Source organism: Polaromonas sp. A23 (genome assembly GCF_002001015.1).
Classification (GTDB): Bacteria; Pseudomonadota; Gammaproteobacteria; order Burkholderiales; family Burkholderiaceae_C; genus Polaromonas.
In genome coordinates this window covers 213,433-229,490 of record NZ_MUNO01000018.1, presented here as the reverse complement: position 1 = coordinate 229,490, position 16,058 = coordinate 213,433, and the positions used below count along the sequence as shown (strand labels likewise).

Genomic DNA, 16,058 nt, shown 5'->3' with positions numbered 1-16,058 from the left:
TGGACTGCTCTTCGCTCTGCCTTACTTCGAATCCCAGAACTTCTGCATCTCCACAAACAGAAATGATGCGGTCCAGGTGATCAGCACCAGGCCGGTCAGGGACTCGATACCGGTGAGGAAGCGCAAGTCACCCATGGGCTGGATATCGCCAAAGCCCAGGGTGGTGAATGTGGTGAAAGAAAAGTAAACGCAGTCCATGAAGCTGCCGTTGAAGTTGCCTGTCAGGCGGCCCCACCCCTCGGCGTGGTGCATCAGGTAATAGGCGACAGCAAAAAGCCAGACCTCTACCGCATGGGCGACCAGGGCGCCACCGACACCCAGCAGCACCTTGAACCGATGCCTGACCCGGACCTTCGGCAACCAACGGGTCAGTCGGAACAGGAATTCGTAGTGAATGACCACGGCAACCAGGACGACTGCAATATTTACCAGGACGATGGTGATCACGTTGGACCGGTGCAAAGGGTTGTTGAAGACAGGCGAACTATAGGCGCTCGGACCTCAGACAGCCAGCGCATCCAGCACCCCGGGTTGGAAATGCTGTGTGATGTAGTCGGCCAGGCCATCGAACACCGAATCAAGCGTTGGGACATTCGCGCCGAACAGGGCATGCAGCACCGCAGGGTCTTCAAACAGGCCGTGCAGGTAAATGCCCAGCACATTACCGCCACCGTTTTGCCAGGCGAGCCCATCCGGCATGACGGCATATGCCACATCGCCGGCCGCGGCCATGGCGCTGTGCGGTGCGGTCTGGCCATGGTGAATCTCGTAGCCCTGCACCTGCACGCCCGACAGTGCCGCCCACGCTCCCTTCACGGATGAAAAGCCGGCCTGCCGGTGCTGCACGGTTTTGCTTTCTTCAAACAGTGTCACCACAGGCAGCAGGCCCAGGCCGGGCCCGTTGCCATCAATGCCGTGCGGGTCAATCAGCGCTTCGCCCAGCATCTGCAAGCCGCCGCAAATGCCAAGCACCACCCCACCCCGGCCTGCGTGTGCCGCGATGGCCTGGTCCAGCCCCTGCCCGCGCAGCCAGGCCAGGTCGCCGCTGGTATGTTTGGAACCGGGCAGGATGATCCAGTCACTGGGTGCCATGGCAGCAAGTTCGGCCGGGCTGCGCACCCACGTCAGGCGAATGCCCGGCATGTTTTTGAGGGGCTGGAATTCGTCAAGGTTGCTGATGCGTGGGTAGGCAATCACGGCCACCGTTCTGGTCACTGCGCCCGATGCCTTGCTGCGGTCGTCGAAAACACCGTCTTCTTCCGGCAAGCCGTGTTGCCACCACATGGGCAGCGTGGCCACCGTGGGCACACCAGTCAAATCCTGCAACATCTGCGGGCCGGGTGCCAGCAAAGTTGCGTCCCCGCGGAATTTGTTGAGTACGAAACCTTTGATCAACTGCCGCTCTGCTTCATTGAGCATCGCCCAAGTGCCGTACAGGTGTGCAAACGCACCGCCGCGGTCGATGTCGGTGACCAACAGACAAGCTGCATTGGCATGTAGCGCAACCCGCATGTTGACGATGTCGCTGTGCTTGAGGTTGATCTCGGCGGGTGAACCCGCACCCTCGATCACGACCACGTCGTTTTCTTCCAGCAACTCGTCAAGCGCCTGCGCCACCACGGGCCAGACCGAGGCACTGCGGCCACGCCATGCCATGCGCGAAAGCTCGGCGTTGACCTGGCCCATCAGGACGACCTGGCTTTGCGTGTCTTTCTCGGGCTTGAGCAGCAAGGGGTTCATGCGGACTTCAGGTACAGCACTTGCCGCGAGCGCCTGAAAATACTGGGCACTGCCGATCTCTCCACCGGAAACTACCCGGGCGTTGTTGCTCATGTTCTGCGCCTTGAAGGGCGCAACCTTTAGGCCCTGGCGCGCGTAGTAACGGCACAGGGCGGTGGTCAGCCAGCTTTTACCGGCGCCGCTGGTGGTGCCCAGAACCATCACGCTTTTTGCACTCATGAATCTGCCTCGATGTGTTGCCACGCATTGTGCAGCGCGTCCTGCGCGGCAGGCGGCATCACGCCCAACCGCACATGGCCGGGTAACCCAAATGAAGTGGTGTCCCGCAGCTTGATACCGTGCCGGCGCAACTGCACCAATGCGTCCTGCAGACTCGTTCCCTTCGGCAAGGCAGGCTGGGCGCAAAAGAAGTTGGCCTCGCTGGGCAGACAGGTCCAACCCAATGCCTCACACAACGCGATTTGCCGCGACTTCCATTCGTGCAAGACTGGCAGACAGCCCGCCAGCCAAGCTTGCACAGTGGGCAATGCCCAAGCCTGAAGCATCGCAACCCCGTGCGCCCCCACTGGCCACGAGGGCGCCAGGCTCTCCAGTTGCGCCACCAGGTCTTCCGAGCCCGGAGGAGCCACCACATAGGCGGCACGCACGCCCGTCAGCCCCAGCGCCTTGTTGGGAGTCCAAAGCTGCCAGAACTGCTGCAGGACTTCGGCGCGCCAGGCGGGGGCGTCACCCAGGCGCAGCGGTTCGTAGGCGCGGTCGAGTACACAGAGCGCAGCCGAATCTATCAGCTGGTCAAGCGCGGCCTGCCCCTTACCGAGTGGACTGGAGGGGTCACAGGCCCAGCGCAGTTGTGCCTGCGCCGGATCGGCCACCACCGGCAGCTTCCAGGCTCGCGCTGCGTGCGCGTAGTCGCCATAACTGTAGGGCGGTAACCAGACGGCTGCACCGGTACGCTGCGCGGCCAGCGAGGTCACGCGGAAAATGAACTCGCTGGCACTGCCCGCCAACAGCACCTGCTGCGCCGGCACGCCATGGAAAGCAGCGAGCTGCGCACGCAAACCCGTGTAGCTGGAGTCGGGGTAGGCCGACGCGTCGGCCTGCTGCACAGCGAGCAGCGCCTGCGGACACGGACCACAGGCATTGCTGTTGGTCGAGAAGTCATGCAGCGGCACGCCCTCGCCGTCGGCGCCGCCGTGGCTGCGTGCTGGAAACGTTTTCCCGTCTTCCATCAGGCGACTCCTAGCGCTATCAAAAAAGTAGCTGGTAGCGCACAGGGAATAAGGGCAACCACCACTTTTGATGCAATACTGACGGCCAGAGCCGTGTCCACAGCCTGTGGCGTCCTGCCAGCCTTGTTCAAGACGTACACCGCGGGTTTGTGCAGGCAAACACCCAGAGCCAACGCCATGGCGGCCATGGGCCAACCGCTGTTGGGCGATGGGGTTTGTAGCGCCTCCTTGCGCAGGCCCGCCAAGCGAAACTCGCCCGCAACCAGCCATATCAGAACCGCAGCCAAACGGGCGGGCAACCACGACAACACATCGTCGGCGCGCGCGGCCCACTTGCCCGCCCATTCCCATTCACCTCGGTAACCCCACATCGCATCCGCCGTATTGGCAAAGCGGTAAACGGCTGCACCGGGTAAACCAAACAGCACAAACCAGAAAACGGGCGCCACCACGGAGTCGTTGAGGTTTTCGGCGAGCGACTCGATCGCGCTTTCACGCACCTCGCCCTCCGTGAGCTGGCTGACATCGCGGCTGACCAGCCACGACAAGCGCTCCCGACCCGCCGCAAGCGAAGTCTGCAAGGCGGCTTCCACGGCCAGCACCTCCTCGCGCAACATGCGCCAGGCCAGCATGGGTTTGAGCAGCACTGCCAGCAGCAGCACCAGCGCCACGGCCGGGAGTCCATTTCCGACTGCAGCGATGTCAAGGCGCAGCAGCTGGCGCACGAACAGCCACTGCAGTCCGAGCGCGAGCCCGCCTACCACAGCAGCGCCGGCGCACCAGACCAGCGCGCCGCCGGCGAAAGCTGCGGCTGGTGGCCAGGCTGTCAGGCGCCTGCCACAGACGCCGAGGTAACGCCCCATCCAGACCACCGGATGCCAGGCCGCAGCGGGCTCGCCCCAGCGCCAGTCGATCACCAGCGCTAGCCACAGGGCGAGCAGCAAACCAGCGGCCAGAAGAGCCAGACCCATCGGGTTGTGCGGGACATACAGGGCGAGCAGCATCAGCGGGCCAGCGGCAGTATCGGGCCGGCGGCAACAGGAAGAGCCGGGGCCATTGGCCGGCCCCAGCTGTTTTCAAAAACCAGGTCTTCCAACGCGCAACGCCTCGCCCAGCGCTCCCGCTGCAACATCGGCTCTTCATAGAACTTGCTCACCGGCCCGAGGCATAACAAGGCAATCGGTTCAGCACCGGCCGGCATCTGCAGCAGCGCACTGACTGCCGCCGGCTCAAACAACGACACCCAGCCCATCCCCAGGCCTTCGGCGCGGGCGGCCAGCCAGAGATTCTGGATGGCACAGGCGGCGGACGCCAGGTCCATCTGCGGCAGGGTCCGGCGGCCGAACACATGTTTCTCGCGGCCATCGGCCAACGCCACCACCCAGACCTCTGCTGCACTGAGCAGGCCTTCCACCTTGAGCTGCATGAACTCTTCCTCGCGCTCGCCGAGGGCGCGCGCCGTCAGGACACGCTCCTGTTCCACCAATGCATGCAGCGTCTCGCGCAGCGGACGCGTCGAGATGCGGATGAAACGCCAGGGCTGCATGAAGCCCACGCTGGGCGCGTGGTGCGCTGCCTGCAGCAGACGTCGCATCAATTCGGGCGCCACCTCACCGCCGGCAAAATGCCGCATGTCGCGCCGCTCGTCAATGGCGCGGTAGACCGCTGCTATCTCGGGCAGGGAAAAGGCGTGACTCGGGGATTGACCACTCATGTTGAGCGCTCAGAAGGTGCGAAGAAATCGTAGCGAGCGCGCCGAGCTTGCATCAAGGACCGGAGCCGTACACACGTACGGTGAGGACCGCAGGTGCGAGATCGGTGGGCGCAGTAGATTTATTCGCATCTTCTAGTCTTCGATCCCGCGCTGGGCTGGTATACCCGCCTTGAACGCATGTTTGACCAGGGTCATCTCTGTCACGGTGTCGGCCAGCTCGATGATCTCGAGAGGGCAGCGCCGGCCGGTGATGACAACGTGAACATCCTTCGGCCGGTTCTTCAGCGTCTGCAGCACATCGTCCAGCGGCATCCAGCCGTAGATCAGTGGATAGGTCAGTTCGTCCAGCACGACCATGAAGTTTTCACCGCCGAGAATGGCGGCTTTGGCTTTCTCCCAGCCGTTGCGCGCGAGCTGGGCCGAATGTTCCAGGTCCTGGCTCTTCCAGCTGAAGCCGTCGCCCAGGCCTTCAATGGGAATGCCGATCTGCTCGAACATGCGGTGCTCGCCGAAACGCGCGCTCGGCACCTTCATGAACTGGAAAATCTTGACGGCCTTGCCATGCACATGGTGGCGGCCGTGGGCGCGCAGGGCGAGGCCGAAAGCTGCCGTGCTTTTGCCCTTGCCGTCACCGGTGTTGACAATGATCAGGCCGCGGCGTTCGCCCTCGGGTTTCTCGTAGCTCTTTTCTGTCGGGGGTGCTTCTATTTGCATGGTGAGGTCTTTCAGATTCTGGGCACGGCCAGCCACTGGCCGGCGAGTTGATGAACGGCGATGCGGTGGTCGAACACTTCTTCGAGCGCGCGGTGCGTGGCCGCAGCGCCGCAGGCGCCCTGGTGCGTGACCCGGCCTGAAGCCATGACGACCAGGTCGTCGGCCTGCAGCGCAAAGGAAACTTCATGCAGCACGCTGACCACGGTTTTGCCGGCGTTCACCAGTTCGCGCGCCATGCGCAGCCAGTCGGCCTGGTGCGGCGGGTCGAGGTTGGCCAACGGTTCGTCCATCAGCAGCACCTGCGCCTCAACTGCCAGCGCACGCGCGAGCAGCACACGCTGGCGCTCGCCGCCGGAGAGCTGGCCCAGGGCGCGGCTGCGCCAGTCCCAGGCCTGCGTGGCCTGTAGCGCGCGTTCGACGACGGCATGGTCCTGCGCGCTGGGCGGGGCCAGCCAGGCCTGGTGCGGCAAGCGCCCCAGCATGGCCACGTCATAAGCGGTCAGGTCGTCGGCCGAGCTTTCGTTCTGGCCCAGCCAGGACAGCTGCTGCGCGCGTTCACGCGCGCGCATGGCAAGCAGCGGATGGCCGAGCAAGGCCACCTCGCCGTGGTGCGGCAGCAAACCGGCCAGCACCTTTAGCAGGGTGGATTTGCCGGCGCCGTTGGGGCCAACAATGCTGGTCCAGCGCGCAGCCGGCAGCGCCAGGGAAATGTCGTGCAATACCTCGATATTTCCGAGCCTGGCCCTTATAAATCGGGCATCGATAGCTATTGAATCCATAGCAACCGAAGAGGTGATTGGCATCACAGGCCTGCCCCTCTTCCGGTGTGCCGGTGCATCAGCCAGAGCAAGTAACCGCCGCCCAGCACGGCCGTCAGCACACCCACTGGCAGCTCCTGCGGCGCCACCAGCCAGCGCGCCAGGGTGTCGGCGGCCGTAAGTAGCACCGCGCCCATCAGGCTGGCCAGCACAATCAGGCGGCCGTGGGTGGTCTTGACGACAGAGCGCACCAGGTGCGGTGCGGCCAGGCCGACAAAAGCAATCAGTCCGGTTTGCGCCACGGCGGTGCCGGTGGCCAGCGCCAGCACCGCCACCAGTGCCACCCGCATTTGGGGCAGGCGCAGGCCCAGGCTTTGCGCGGTGGACTCGCCCAGGGCCAGGCCATCGAGTACATGGCTCATCATCCAGGCGGCCAGCACGGTGACGGCCAGCACCACCGCCATCAACGCACACGCGGTCCAACCGACAAAGCCGGTGCTGCCCAGCATGAAAGACTGCATGGCCTGCATGATCTCGGGCGTGAGCAGCAGGATCAATGAGGTGAAAGCACCCAACACCACACCGACGATCACGCCGGCCAGCAACAGGCGCAGGGTGTGCTGCACACCCTTGGCCAGCAGCAGGGTCAGCAGCACGGCCAGCACGGCGCCGACAAATGCCGCGCCGGTGAGCCCGATGCGCGCGAGCCAGTGCATGGCCAACGGCGACACGCCGAACAGCGCCATGGCACTGGCCACGCCCAGCGAGGCACCCGAGGCGCTGCCCAGCAAATAAGGGTCGGCCAGCGGGTTGCGAAACAGGCCTTGCGCCACCGCGCCGGCCAGGCCAAGCAGGGCACCGGCCAGCCAGGCGCCCACCGTGCGCGGCAGGCGGATTTCGCGGACGATCTGCAGGGCCTGCGCCTCGTCCAGCATGTTACGCACGCTCTCGAAGCCGGTGCTGCCCACACTCACGCCGAGCAGCAGCAGGGCCGCACTGGCCAGCAGCAGGCCCAGAGCCAGCAGCAGGGCCTGGCGGTGCTGGTTCGGAAAAGGCAGGGCCACCGCGCTCACGGCGCTTTGTCCTCCAGGCACCTGGCCATGAGGCGGGCCGCCTCGGCCATGCGCGGACCGGGGCGTACCACCACGTCGGACTCGCCCACGCCGAACACGCAGATGCGCTGCTCGCGCACCGCCTTGATGCTGCCCCAACCAGGGTAGGACGCCATGGCCTGCATGCTGCGGTTGCCGACCATGATCACATCGGGGTTGGCGCGCACCACGTACTCGGGGTTGAGCCGCGGGAAGGGGCCCAGCGATGCGGGAATTACATTTTTGACCCCGAGGCGCGTGAGTGTTTCGCCGATGAAGGACGACTCGCCGGCGGCATAGGGGCCGCGGCTGACTTCAAAATATACACGCGCACTTCTGGCCTTGGGCGACAGCGACTGGGCCGCGGCCGAGATGCTGGTGTCGATGATGCGCCACAGGCGGTCCGCACCCTGCGCGTCGGGAATGTCGAGCAGCACGCCGATCTTCCCGAGCACACGCCGGACATCGACGTGGCTTTTGGGCTCCAGCGCCACCACTTTGATGCCAAGCGATTCCAGGCGCTGGCTGGCGCGCGAAGAAGTCGCCAGCAGCACCACGTCGGGCTTGAGCGCGACAATACCTTCGATGTTCGGGTCCAGTCCGCCGCCCATCACTGGCAGGCTGCGCACGCTGGCCGGGTGGTTCGAATACCGGTCAACGCCGACCAGGCGCTGGCACTGGTCCATTGCGCAGACACTTTCGGTCAGCGAAGGCAGCAGGCTGACGATGCGCTGCGGAGTCTGGGCAAAGGTGACTGTGATGCCGCGATCGTCCGTGAGCTGCAAGGCGTGCACCGGCGCAAGCACTAGGCCACACAGCGCCACCAGCAAGGCGCCTGTTCTGCCTGTTCTTTTTCTCATGCTTGCTCTTTCAGCGTAAGCGGCAAACCAGCCGCCATGAAGGTCACGCGCGTGCACGCCTTCGCCACCTCCTGGTTGAGCCGGCCCAGGGCGTCGACAAAAGCCCGTGTTTCGCTGCCCATGGGAATCACGCCCAGTCCGATTTCATTACCGACAAAAACCAGTGGGCCCTTGCTGCTGGTGATTGCTTCCAAAAGCATAGCTGTCTGCCCAGATAGAGAAAGGGCTGGAGACCGATTTGGCTTCATATCTTCGGCAGGCATCAGCAGATTGGTGAGCCACAGGGTCAGGCAGTCAACCACCACCAGGGTCCGCGGCGAGCTTTCCCTCGCAATGGCTTGCGCGAGCTGCACAGGCTCCTCGACGGTAGCCATGCCCGGGACCCTTTCGGCGCGGTCTTGCTGGTGGCGCAGTATGCGTTCGCGCATCTCGTCGTCCCACGGCTGGCCGGTCGCGACAAGTACGGCACGGTGACCGGACGACTGTGCCAGCCACTGCTGTGCCAGCATTTCCGCGCGGCGCGACTTGCCACTGCGCTGGCCGCCGAGGATCAGTTCGCTGCGTGCAATTTCAGGCATGAACCTGGCTCCAGTTCATCACCAATTGGTGAATCTGCTCAATGCCGTCAGTCAGCGCTGCGGGACCGGGCTGAAGTATGTCTGCAGACTTGATCTCGAACAGCTGGTTGTTTTTGACGGCGCTGACATTTTCCCAGCCGGCCCGGGCTCTCACATGGTCCGGCCTGAACTTGCGCCCGCACCAGGAGCCCAGGATGATGTCCGGGTCGCGCCGCACGATCTCTCCCCCGTCGGCAATGATGCGGTCCTTGCCCATGGCCTTGGCCGCCAGCTCGGGGAAACAATCGTCACCGCCGGCAATCCCGATCAATTCCGACACCCAGGCGATGCCGCTGATGTGCGGGTCGTACCACTCTTCAAAAAACACGCGCGGCCGGCGCTTCAGGCCTGCTGCGGCCCGTTCGATCTCCAGCAGGCGACGCTGCATGCCCTGAATCAATGCCAACCCCCGCGCCTCCTGGCCCACCATGGCGGCGAGCTGGTACATCATGGAGAAAATTTCCGCCACGCTGCGTTGGTTGAAGATGGTGACCTGGATGCCTTTTTTGACCAGCTGCGACGCGATGTCGGCCTGCAGGTCGGAAAACCCGATCACGCAGTCGGGCTGCAGCTCGACGATCTTGTCGATCTTGGCGCTGAGAAAAGCACTGACCTTGGGTTTTTCCTCGCGCGCCCGCGGCGGCCGCACGGTGTAGCCCGAGATGCCGACGATGCGGCGCTCTTCACCAAGCATGTAAAGCCACTCGGTAGGCTCCTCCGTCAGGCAGACGATGCGCTGCGGGCCGTAGCCGCCGGTGCCCGCCGAGGCGGCAAGCGCGCGCCAGTCGTTGGCCGGTTGATTCATGGTTGCCCCTTCGAGAACAGGCGGGCTGCCGCCGCCGGGCTGGATGCAAACCATGCATGGAAATAACTGGCCTTGACGCAAGCCGCCGGTCCATCCACATAAAGCGCCTCGCCTTCACCCCGCAAGGTGCGGCCGGGTGCAGCACGGGTGCGGGTGGCTGGCTCCAGCGGCGTGGTGCAGGTTGAGTAGTGAAAGGTATGACCGCGAAGAACACCGCCCGGCAGCTCCAGCTGCTGCGGCCCCAACGCCGCCAGGCGCTGCTGCATGGTTACCTGGCCGGGCAACACACCCCACATGGCATGACTGACGCCTTCAACAGTGACCAGCGTATCGAACAAGGCCATCATGCCGCCGCATTCCGCCCAGACCGGCTTGCCGGCCGACACATGCGCCATGATGCTTTTTTTCATGCCGCTGTTGGCCGCCAGCACCTCGGCATGCAGCTCCGGATAACCACCGGGCAGCCAAAGCGCATCACACGCCGGCAGCGCCGAGTCGGCGAGAGGAGAGAAAAATACAAGTTGGGCGCCCGTGGCCCGCAGGCAATCAAGATTGGCCGCATACAGAAAACAGAAGGCTGCATCGCGCGCGACGGCAATCGTGCAGCCGCGCAGGACATCGGCAGCCCCATCTTCCTCCACCCTGTGCGGTGCCTCAAAATCCACGGTCCAGGCTTGCAGCGCTACCCCATCCATCTGCCCCAAGGGTGTTGCGGCCAGCGCATCAGCCGCGGCATCGAGCCGAGCCATCGCATCACCAATTTCGCCGTCCATCACCAGGCCCAGATGACGCTCGGGCAAAGTGAAATCGGCGTTGCGCATCAACGCGCCTTGCCATTGCGCCGGGTCGCGCAGGCCATCCTTGAGCATGAGCGCATGGCCCTCGGACGCCACCCGGTTGGCCAGGACACCGGCAAAAGGCAGGTCCTGCCGGTAATCTTGAAGGCCCCAAGCCAGCGCACCAAAGGTACCGGCCATGGCGGATGCATCGATCACTGCCAGCACATGCAAGCCAAAGCGTTGTGCCAGGTCGGCCGCGCTCGGCTGGCCATCGAACAGGCCCATCACGCCTTCCACAATGATCAGGTCGGCCTGCTGTGCGGCATCATGCAGGCGCTGCGCGCAATCGGTCTCGCCGGTCATCCACAAGTCGAGCTGGTGCACCGGCGCACCGCTGGCCAAGGTGAGCCAGTACGGGTCGAGAAAGTCCGGCCCGCATTTGAACACCCGCACCCGGCGGCCCTGACGCGCATGCAACCGCGCCAGCGCGCAGGCGACCGTGGTCTTGCCCTGGCCGGAGGCAGGGGCCGCAATAAGAATGGCTGGACATCGGGTAACAGACATGGAGGAGCTCGTCAGGTCAGCCGAAACTCACATCGTCCACGACATGGAAACAAACATGTTACGGCCCGGGACAGAAAAACCGTTAGCCAGCATATAGCGCTTATCGGTCAAGTTATTGATACGGGCCAACATCGAAACATTCTTCTGGATTTTCCAGTTCAAGCCCGTATTGAGAACGCCATAACCCGGCAGCGTGTCGCGGCCGGTGCCCACCACCTTGGCGTCTTCCCGGTTGCTGGAGAGCTTGAGTTCACCAAACACACTGACGTCGCCCATGCGATGGGTAATCCGCGCGTTCAGCACGTTCTGCGCCATACGCACCAGCCGCAGGTCGTTCTGGGCAGCTACCGTGGAGTAGGACCGCGGATCGGCATAGTCATAAGACAGCGAATAGTCGGTTGCGCCCGCCTGCAGGCTCGCGCTGAGCGTGACCCCGCGCAGCACGGCTTGCGAGCTCTGGACATTGGTTGACGGAATGATGAAGCCCTGGATGTCGTTGTGATAAGCCACGGCGCTCAGTGCCAGGTTGTCCTGCTGGTACTTCAGCCCCAGCTCGGTTGCCCGGTTCTTCTGTGGCACCAGCGCGGGATTGCCGAAGCCCGGAAAATAAAGCTGGTTGAAAGTGGGCGCCTGGAAACTGGTGCCGATGCTGCCCACCGCACGCAGCCCTCCCACCAACCGGTAGCCCGCGGAAAGCGCCCAGTTATTGAAGCTGCCAAATTGCGAATTCTTGTCGTTGCGGATCACGGCCAGGGCATTCCAGCGCTCGCGATTGAAGGCATAGGACACCAGGGCGCTACGCACCTCGCGCTCGCTGACTGTGTAGGTGGTCGAGCTGTCTACGGCCTCGGAACGATCTTCCAGCATGAGCGACAGCGCGTCTTTGCCAAACGTGATGTCGTTTTGCCATGTCAGTTGCTGGCGCTTGCTGTTAAAACGGCTGCTGCCGCCAAAAGCGCCGTCAGAGATGCGGTAGTACTCGCTGACCGAGTCTTCATCACTGGTACCTGCGATCAAGGTGGACTTCCACTGCGGCAGCCACTGCGCGTCCCATTTGACCGTGGCATTGTTGATTTTGGGTTTTGCCCGGGCGTCAGACGTCAGTTTGGTCAGGCGCAGCGGGTTGGGCGACGGAAGACCGTCAAACTGGTATTCGGTGTCGCTGTGCAAAAGGCTGAGGGTCAAGCCATGGTCGCGGTTGAGTTTGGCCGTCAGTTTTGCGTCAACGCTGACCGAATCGAAACCGTCTGCATCCTGGTTGAAACTGGTCGACGCCGGATTGGTGGAGACGTTAATGCCACTGGCCTTTTCGCGCGATACGCCGAGACTGTAGCCAATGGCTCCAGCGCTGCCACGCACAGAGGCATCGAGCTGCCGCTGACCGTCTGAGCCAAAGCCGGCGCCTGCGCTGAGTTCAAGCGCATCCGCAGGCTCGCGGGTAAATATCTGAATGACACCGCCCACGGCATCCGGGCCGTAGAGGGCAGAGGCCGCGCCGCGAAGGATTTCGATGCGCTCGATCCGCGACAGCGGAAGGTTCTCGAACGATGCGCCGCCCGAAGTCACCGAGCCGACGCGCACGCCGTCAATCAACACAATGGTCTGGGAATTGCTGGCGCCGCGCAGGAAAATGCCGGTGTTTGAGCGATAGCTGCCATTGGTGCCCATTTGTATACCCGGCTGCTGAGCCAGGAGGTCACGCAGTGAAGACTGCCCTGCACGCTCCAGCGCTTCCCGGTCAATGACCGAGACATCCGCAATAACGTCGGTGATGGGGGTGGCCACACGCGATGCGGTCACCACCGTCGCCTGAAGTTGCGGCGTGTCCTGGGTTTGCGAAAAAGATGGAAAAGCGGCGGCCAGCGCCAGGGGAAGCACGGCAAGGCGCGTATGGGAAAAACGGGTTTTCATGGACGGAAACATTCAACAAAATGCCCTCACCGGCTTCCCCGCCAGTGCATGAGCGTTACAAACGCTCGGTCAGGAAAGGACGCGCGCGTTCACCTTGTTGGCCGGTATCCGGGCTGACGGAACTGTCCTCATCGCCTTCCCATGCGTATGTTCAAACGCACAGTGGCTAGTGATGAGGGCTGAATGCACCTGAAGCTGAATTTCAGGAAAACATTCGTCCGTTTTACCGTTGCGGGGGCAGCGCAGGTTAAAAAGTCACAGCGCTTGCAGATCAGGGCTAACCCGGTCCGAATGGCAAAAACTTCCTCCTGCTTCCCGTTGAACTGCGGCGTGTGAACCACACCGCGAGCACCAACAGGCAAGATTCTACGCGCCAAAAGCGCGCAAACCCTACAATTGAGGCCGACATGTCGAACCCAACCCATATCGACCAGATCACCGAACGCGTCGAGCGGCTTCTGTTGCGCTACGAGGAATTGCAGCGCACCAACGCACTGCTCAGCGAACAGGTCCATGAGCTCACCCAGGAACGCGACTCGCTTCGCTCCCGCCTGAGTGCAGCGCGCGCGCGGGTCGATGCCCTGCTTGATCGGCTACCCGACTCGGCATCGCCCATGGCCATCGACGGGGCAGACCACGGCACAGACAGGGTGGGATCCAACCGATGAAGCAGCTTGATGTACAGATCATGGGCCAGAGCTATTTGCTCGGCTGCCCGGAAGGCGGCGAGGCGCGCCTGCTCGATGCCGTGGAAAAAGTCGATGCAGCCATGTGCAAGATCCGTGACGTCGGAAAAATCAAGGCACGCGACCGTATCGCCGTGCTGGCCGCACTTAACCTTGCGTTCGAATTGTCCGAGCTGGAAGCCAATGCGCTGAAGGCTTCGCGCAGCTCCGCTGCGGCACCGCCCGTTGCAACTGCCGCAAAAACCAATGGCGCTGTGCGAACGGCAGAAGCAGCATCTCAGCCGCAGTTGACGGCCCTGCTGGAACGCCTGGACAGCGCGCTGGGCGTTGACGGCCGGTTGCTGTAGAGCGACTCAAACTGAGATTTTAGCTGGGCCTAGACACGGCACAGCCAGCAGCAAAAGCCTACAATCAATCTGTCTGCGGTGCGCACCGGGCTTTATATTTCCTTGAACCAATGCTCTTAGAGCACGGGCTTGGTAAATTGTCAGGCAGGCGTGATCGTCTCGCGTTAGACGAACCCGAAACCTGACTGCCCTCGCCCACCTGAACCCTGGTTCAGGATGACGGTCCGGTGGTACTCGCAGACACCTTTTTCCTCTCATCATCCCGGGCTTGACCGGGGTCACGCCCACCAGCGCAGATCCGATGTCCCTCGAGCCCCAACTCATTGCCGAACTCCTCCTGCTGGGCCTGTGCACCGGCTTTCTCGCCGGCCTGCTGGGCATCGGCGGCGGCATGTTGATGGTGCCCTTCATGACCTTCATCCTCACGTCCAAGGGCTACCCGCAGGAATACACCGTGAAGATGGCGGTCGCCACCTCGCTGGCCACCATCTGCTTCAGCTCGCTCTCGTCAGTACGCGCGCACCATCGGCGTGGAGCGGTGCTCTGGCCCATCGTCCGGTTGCTGGCACCCGGCATTCTGTTGGGTGCGTTGGTCGGCGCCCAGGTGGCAGCAGCGTTGCCAGGGAAGATTCTGAGTGTCCTGTTTGCGGTCTTCGTGGCTTTTTCTGCCACCCAGATGTTTCTGGACCGCAAACCGAAACCAAGCCGCACGCTGCCCGGCCGGCTGGGCACCTTCGGCATGGGCGGAGTGATCGGCATGCTGTCTTCACTGGTGGGTGCAGGTGGCGCCTTTGTCTCGGTGCCGTTCATGACCTGGTGCAACGTGAAAATTCATGACGCCGTGGGCACCTCGGCGGCGCTAGGTTTTCCGATCGCTCTGGCCGGCACGCTGGGCTACATCTGGGCCGGCCGGGATCTGCCGCAGATGCCGCCCGGCTCCGTGGGTTTTCTTTACCTGCCGGGTCTGATCGTCATCGCGCTGGCCAGCATCAGCACGGCACCGCTGGGCGCACGCACGGCCCACCGCATGGACATCCGGCCGCTGAAAAAAGTGTTCGCGGCCGTGCTGTATGTTCTGGCTGCGTACTTCCTGCTGCGCTGATAACTACACCCCCCCCTGAGCCGCCTTCGGCGTCTTCCCCTACAGGGGACACCATCTGTGGCCCGGCAAAGCCGGTTCCACGATGGCGCTGGCATTGCTGCTCCTCTAATGCGAGGTGCGTAGTTACCTGCGCTGATTTTTTTCTAGCGTGCGACCGGTTTAGGGCGGGTGACGACCTTAGGGCGAAAGCCGATGGTCTGCTCGATCAGCGCGCCGCCGTCGCTCATCAAAAAAATCTTGAAGGCCTGCGCCACCGGCGTCAGGCGCTTGTTGCGGCGGTGCACCACGTACCAGTGAAGCATCAACGGGAAGCCCTGCACATCAAGCACCGTCAGGCTGCCAACCTGGAGTTCGCGGCTGATGGTGTGTGCCGACAGAAAGCTCACACCCATGCCCGCAATCACCGCCTGCTTGATGGTCTCCGTGCTCTTGATTTCCATCGCGATATTGAGATCGGCCAGGTGATCACCAAAACCTTCCTGCATCGAGTTCCAGGTGTCGGACCCTTTCTCGCGCACCACAAACGGCTCTCTTGCCAGGCGCGACAGGGGAATGCGCTTTTTGGCCGCCAGCGGATGGTCGGGGGCAGCCACCACCACGTAGGGGTGCGGCGCAAAAGGCTCGCTCACCGTGTCCATGTCCAGCGGCGGACGGACCATGATCGCCAGATCCGTCAGGTTGTCGGTCAGCTGGTTCAGGAGTTCTTCGCGGTTGCAGACGCCGAAGTCCAGCGTCACACCGGAGTGGCGCCGTGCGAATTCCACCAGCAAGCGCGGAAAAAAATAATCACCGGCGCTGATCACCGCAACGTTCAGCTTGCCGCCGGAGACGCCCTTGAACTGCGCCATGGCCTCTTCCACTTCCTTGAACTGCTGGATGATGATGCGGCTGGAATGCAGCATCTCCACGCCCGCCGGTGTGAGGTGGATTTTTTTGCCCAGTTGCTCGAACAGCGGAAGGCCGGCATGATCCTCCAGTTTTTTGACCTGGATGGACACCGCCGGCTGCGTCAGGTGCAGTTCCTCCGCAGCCCGCGAGAAGCTCAGGTTGCGGGCCACGGCCTCGAAAACCTTGAGCTGGCGCAACGTCGCATTCTTCATTCGGTCCTTTTATCCATAACTTACTGCTAATTGATTTATTC

The 16,058-nt window shown here is 63.0% G+C and carries 17 protein-coding genes, 1 other RNA gene and 1 riboswitch; of the genes, 4 read left to right on the top strand and 14 right to left on the bottom strand.

Annotation, left to right across the window (positions count from 1 at the left end; all coding sequences use genetic code 11):
- Window positions 1-21: 21 nt before the first annotated feature.
- The 13 genes from B0B52_RS10010 to B0B52_RS09950 all read right to left on the bottom strand — a co-directional run bounded on the left by B0B52_RS10010 (window position 22) and on the right by B0B52_RS09950 (window position 12,782).
- On the bottom strand, window positions 22-447 hold the full coding sequence (locus B0B52_RS10010; RefSeq protein ID WP_077593579.1) for a potassium channel family protein: 426 nt from the start codon (window positions 445-447) through the stop codon (window positions 22-24).
- Window positions 448-501: 54 nt separating this feature from the next.
- Entirely contained in the window at window positions 502-1,959 is a 1,458-nt protein-coding gene (locus B0B52_RS10005) for a cobyric acid synthase (RefSeq protein ID WP_077593476.1), read from the bottom strand.
- A complete protein-coding gene (locus B0B52_RS10000) occupies window positions 1,956-2,969 on the bottom strand; it encodes an aminotransferase class I/II-fold pyridoxal phosphate-dependent enzyme (protein ID WP_077593475.1) in 1,014 nt (337 codons plus the stop codon). The genes B0B52_RS10005 and B0B52_RS10000 overlap by 4 nt, the downstream gene beginning before the upstream one ends.
- Entirely contained in the window at window positions 2,969-3,973 is a 1,005-nt protein-coding gene (cbiB, locus tag B0B52_RS09995) for an adenosylcobinamide-phosphate synthase CbiB (protein WP_371327392.1), read from the bottom strand. Before cbiB ends, B0B52_RS10000 begins: the two co-directional genes overlap by 1 nt.
- Complete coding sequence (bluB, locus tag B0B52_RS09990; RefSeq protein WP_077593474.1) at window positions 3,973-4,683, bottom strand: 5,6-dimethylbenzimidazole synthase; 711 nt, start codon at window positions 4,681-4,683, stop codon at window positions 3,973-3,975. Before bluB ends, cbiB begins: the two co-directional genes overlap by 1 nt.
- A gap of 132 nt (window positions 4,684-4,815) precedes the next feature.
- Window positions 4,816-5,397: a cob(I)yrinic acid a,c-diamide adenosyltransferase gene (cobO, locus tag B0B52_RS09985; RefSeq protein WP_077593577.1), complete on the bottom strand. Its 582-nt coding sequence runs from the start codon at window positions 5,395-5,397 to the stop codon at window positions 4,816-4,818.
- Between the two features lie 11 nt (window positions 5,398-5,408).
- Window positions 5,409-6,176: an ABC transporter ATP-binding protein gene (locus B0B52_RS09980; protein ID WP_077593473.1), complete on the bottom strand. Its 768-nt coding sequence runs from the start codon at window positions 6,174-6,176 to the stop codon at window positions 5,409-5,411.
- A gap of 23 nt (window positions 6,177-6,199) precedes the next feature.
- Window positions 6,200-7,228, bottom strand: coding sequence for a FecCD family ABC transporter permease (locus B0B52_RS09975; protein WP_371327391.1), 1,029 nt, complete (start codon window positions 7,226-7,228; stop codon window positions 6,200-6,202).
- A complete protein-coding gene (locus B0B52_RS09970; RefSeq protein WP_077593472.1) occupies window positions 7,225-8,106 on the bottom strand; it encodes an ABC transporter substrate-binding protein in 882 nt (293 codons plus the stop codon). Before B0B52_RS09970 ends, B0B52_RS09975 begins: the two co-directional genes overlap by 4 nt.
- Entirely contained in the window at window positions 8,103-8,684 is a 582-nt protein-coding gene (gene cobU, locus B0B52_RS09965; protein WP_077593471.1) for a bifunctional adenosylcobinamide kinase/adenosylcobinamide-phosphate guanylyltransferase, read from the bottom strand. Before cobU ends, B0B52_RS09970 begins: the two co-directional genes overlap by 4 nt.
- Entirely contained in the window at window positions 8,677-9,528 is an 852-nt protein-coding gene (locus B0B52_RS09960) for a cobalamin-binding protein (protein ID WP_077593470.1), read from the bottom strand. Before B0B52_RS09960 ends, cobU begins: the two co-directional genes overlap by 8 nt.
- Window positions 9,525-10,871: a cobyrinate a,c-diamide synthase gene (locus B0B52_RS09955; protein WP_077593469.1), complete on the bottom strand. Its 1,347-nt coding sequence runs from the start codon at window positions 10,869-10,871 to the stop codon at window positions 9,525-9,527. Before B0B52_RS09955 ends, B0B52_RS09960 begins: the two co-directional genes overlap by 4 nt.
- 27 nt (window positions 10,872-10,898) lie before the next feature.
- Window positions 10,899-12,782, bottom strand: coding sequence for a TonB-dependent receptor domain-containing protein (locus B0B52_RS09950; RefSeq protein WP_168173524.1), 1,884 nt, complete (start codon window positions 12,780-12,782; stop codon window positions 10,899-10,901).
- An 81-nt stretch (window positions 12,783-12,863) separates the two neighbouring features.
- A riboswitch (cobalamin riboswitch) is annotated at window positions 12,864-13,153 on the bottom strand.
- 36 nt (window positions 13,154-13,189) lie between these two features.
- Here B0B52_RS09950 and B0B52_RS09945 point away from each other — a divergent pair.
- The 4 genes from B0B52_RS09945 (at window position 13,190) to B0B52_RS09930 (ending at window position 14,917) form a co-directional block, all read left to right on the top strand.
- Window positions 13,190-13,450 (top strand): cell division protein ZapB, encoded by a 261-nt coding sequence (locus tag B0B52_RS09945; protein WP_077593467.1) that lies wholly within the window; start codon window positions 13,190-13,192, stop codon window positions 13,448-13,450.
- Window positions 13,447-13,815: a cell division protein ZapA gene (locus B0B52_RS09940; protein ID WP_077593466.1), complete on the top strand. Its 369-nt coding sequence runs from the start codon at window positions 13,447-13,449 to the stop codon at window positions 13,813-13,815. The genes B0B52_RS09945 and B0B52_RS09940 overlap by 4 nt, the downstream gene beginning before the upstream one ends.
- A gap of 67 nt (window positions 13,816-13,882) precedes the next feature.
- Window positions 13,883-14,062, top strand: a non-coding RNA gene (gene ssrS / locus B0B52_RS09935) — 6S RNA.
- A 54-nt stretch (window positions 14,063-14,116) separates the two neighbouring features.
- On the top strand, window positions 14,117-14,917 hold the full coding sequence (locus tag B0B52_RS09930; RefSeq protein ID WP_077593465.1) for a sulfite exporter TauE/SafE family protein: 801 nt from the start codon (window positions 14,117-14,119) through the stop codon (window positions 14,915-14,917).
- 143 nt (window positions 14,918-15,060) lie between these two features.
- Here B0B52_RS09930 and B0B52_RS09925 read toward each other — a convergent pair whose 3' ends face one another.
- On the bottom strand, window positions 15,061-16,017 hold the full coding sequence (locus B0B52_RS09925) for a LysR family transcriptional regulator (RefSeq protein WP_077593464.1): 957 nt from the start codon (window positions 16,015-16,017) through the stop codon (window positions 15,061-15,063).
- Between the last annotated feature and the right edge of the window lie 41 nt (window positions 16,018-16,058).

Excerpts from the sequence above, each read along its gene's own strand:
- B0B52_RS10005 (WP_077593476.1), bottom strand. The coding sequence starts at position 1,959 with ATGAGTGCAAAAAGCGTGATGGTTCTGGGCACCACCAGCGGCGCCGGT.
- B0B52_RS10000 (WP_077593475.1), bottom strand. The coding sequence starts at position 2,969 with ATGGAAGACGGGAAAACGTTTCCAGCACGCAGCCACGGCGGCGCCGAC.
- cbiB (WP_371327392.1), bottom strand. The coding sequence starts at position 3,973 with ATGCTGCTCGCCCTGTATGTCCCGCACAACCCGATGGGTCTGGCTCTT.
- bluB (WP_077593474.1), bottom strand. The coding sequence starts at position 4,683 with ATGAGTGGTCAATCCCCGAGTCACGCCTTTTCCCTGCCCGAGATAGCA.
- cobO (WP_077593577.1), bottom strand. The coding sequence starts at position 5,397 with ATGCAAATAGAAGCACCCCCGACAGAAAAGAGCTACGAGAAACCCGAG.
- B0B52_RS09980 (WP_077593473.1), bottom strand. The coding sequence starts at position 6,176 with ATGGATTCAATAGCTATCGATGCCCGATTTATAAGGGCCAGGCTCGGA.
- B0B52_RS09970 (WP_077593472.1), bottom strand. The coding sequence starts at position 8,106 with ATGAGAAAAAGAACAGGCAGAACAGGCGCCTTGCTGGTGGCGCTGTGT.
- cobU (WP_077593471.1), bottom strand. The coding sequence starts at position 8,684 with ATGCCTGAAATTGCACGCAGCGAACTGATCCTCGGCGGCCAGCGCAGT.
- B0B52_RS09960 (WP_077593470.1), bottom strand. The coding sequence starts at position 9,528 with ATGAATCAACCGGCCAACGACTGGCGCGCGCTTGCCGCCTCGGCGGGC.
- B0B52_RS09955 (WP_077593469.1), bottom strand. The coding sequence starts at position 10,871 with ATGTCTGTTACCCGATGTCCAGCCATTCTTATTGCGGCCCCTGCCTCC.
- B0B52_RS09950 (WP_168173524.1), bottom strand. The coding sequence starts at position 12,782 with ATGAAAACCCGTTTTTCCCATACGCGCCTTGCCGTGCTTCCCCTGGCG.
- B0B52_RS09945 (WP_077593467.1), top strand. The coding sequence starts at position 13,190 with ATGTCGAACCCAACCCATATCGACCAGATCACCGAACGCGTCGAGCGG.
- B0B52_RS09940 (WP_077593466.1), top strand. The coding sequence starts at position 13,447 with ATGAAGCAGCTTGATGTACAGATCATGGGCCAGAGCTATTTGCTCGGC.
- B0B52_RS09930 (WP_077593465.1), top strand. The coding sequence starts at position 14,117 with ATGTCCCTCGAGCCCCAACTCATTGCCGAACTCCTCCTGCTGGGCCTG.
- B0B52_RS09925 (WP_077593464.1), bottom strand. The coding sequence starts at position 16,017 with ATGAAGAATGCGACGTTGCGCCAGCTCAAGGTTTTCGAGGCCGTGGCC.